This window comes from Okeania sp. SIO3I5, from assembly GCF_010672085.1.
Lineage (GTDB): Bacteria > Cyanobacteriota > Cyanobacteriia > Cyanobacteriales > Microcoleaceae > Trichodesmium.
Genome location: NZ_JAAHHT010000510.1, coordinates 1 through 1,613 on the forward strand (window position 1 = coordinate 1; position 1,613 = coordinate 1,613).

The window sequence follows — 1,613 nt, forward strand, 5'->3', positions numbered from 1 at the left end:
ATAGAATCCGGTTATATAGTATATGTTGATAATTCTATAATTACTTCAGTATTCAATCTCCCCTACTCCCCTATCCCCTACTCCCCTACTCCCAACTATACAATAACTATTCAACCGGATTTGATATGAGAGGTTGGTTCGTGTGGGAGGTGTGGGAGGTGTGGAGAGTGTAGTCCGTACAGGACTCAAAAAATGTAGGGTTGTAAATATTCTAGCTCAGACAATGAATGAACAATGCCAAAATGAGCGCTCCCGTACGGACGTTTAGCTGACGCAAAGCTCCGCTAACCCTACGCGACATGTTTGCGTTAGCGCAGCTCCTCTGTAAGATGCAGCATTCCCTATAAGAAAACGCATTAATGCTCAAGCAACGTCCCTACCCCGCTCCCCTACTCCCTCTTTTCTAGAGATATCAAATGGGTTCTATACAGTTAAGATTAATGTTTTTGATGGCAGCAAATAGATTAATTGCGCTGAGAATAACTGCATGATCTCTACCATGTTTGTGTCCTAATGGTGACATTTCGATTCTAACAGGACTTACGCAAAATATGAAAACATACACCATCTGTAGGGGCGAATGGCATTCGCCCTCCTAGGAATAGCGTGTTGTCTAAAAATTTGCGTAAGTCCTGTCTAAGTTTTCCTTTGTGGTAGTAACTTTTGGCTTTTTCGTAACTTGGGTCTTCAATAGTTTGGATATATTCTGACCAAGTTGCTGTTATCCAAGTGTCTGTGGGTAGTTCGGTTTAGGTTTTACTAATGTTTTGTGGGAAAAGGTATATTTTATAGTTTTCAAATCGATAAACAACATAAAAAAATGATAACCTAGTGGAGATGTTCGCATTTTTGTTATGCAACGTCCCTGCTTCCTACTCCCTATTCCCTACTCTATTAATTATGAAATATTGGCTAATAAAATCAGAACCAAAAACTTACAGTATCTCAGATATGAAACAAGAAAAAACTTGTATTTGGGATGGAGTAAGAAATTATCAAGCACGCAATTTTTTGCGACAAATGAATCAGGGAGATTTAGTATTTTTCTATCATTCTAATACTATACCTCCTGGGATTATTGGTTTAGTAAAAATATTAGAAAGTGGTATTGCTGACCCCACTCAATTCGATCCAGAAAGTAAATATTATGACCCTAAATCTACTCCTGATGCACCTCGCTGGCAAACAGTTTCTGTAGAATTTGTAGAAGAGTTTCCTAAGTTAATATCTTTAACTGATTTGAAACAACAATTTAGTGGGGATGAATTATTAGTTGTTAAGAAAGGAAATAGATTATCTGTAATGCCTATTCCTGAAAATGTGGCAGAGAAAATATTAGTCATGAATAATAATTATTAATTATGTACAAGCAATTATTTCACATTAAAACTTTAAAAATCGCCCTGACAGGATTTCGGTTATGGCGATGTGGTTCATCAATCTGAAAAGCACTTTCATTAATGGATAATTATATCATGTCCGGTTAAATAGTTATAAATAAAAATGGAGGAGTCAGGAGGTAGGGACGTTCGCATTTTTGTTATGCAACGTCCGTACAGGAGTCAGGAGGGTTTCTTCCAGTTGTGACTTAACTCTATACACAAACGATGCTA

Annotated in this window: 2 protein-coding genes; both read left to right on the forward strand. The window is 37.2% G+C overall.

Features of this window, described 5'->3' with window-relative positions; all coding sequences use genetic code 11:
* The first annotated feature begins 133 nt into the window (after nt 1-133).
* A complete protein-coding gene (locus F6K40_RS40095; RefSeq protein ID WP_293145880.1) occupies nt 134-268 on the forward strand; it encodes a hypothetical protein in 135 nt (44 codons plus the stop codon).
* 632 nt (nt 269-900) lie between these two features.
* A complete protein-coding gene (locus tag F6K40_RS40100) occupies nt 901-1,359 on the forward strand; it encodes an EVE domain-containing protein (RefSeq protein ID WP_293145883.1) in 459 nt (152 codons plus the stop codon).
* Nucleotides 1,360-1,613: the final 254 nt, after the last annotated feature.

Coding starts and splice junctions, on each gene's coding strand:
- F6K40_RS40100 (WP_293145883.1), top strand. CDS start 901: ATGAAATATTGGCTAATAAAATCAGAACCAAAAACTTACAGTATCTCA.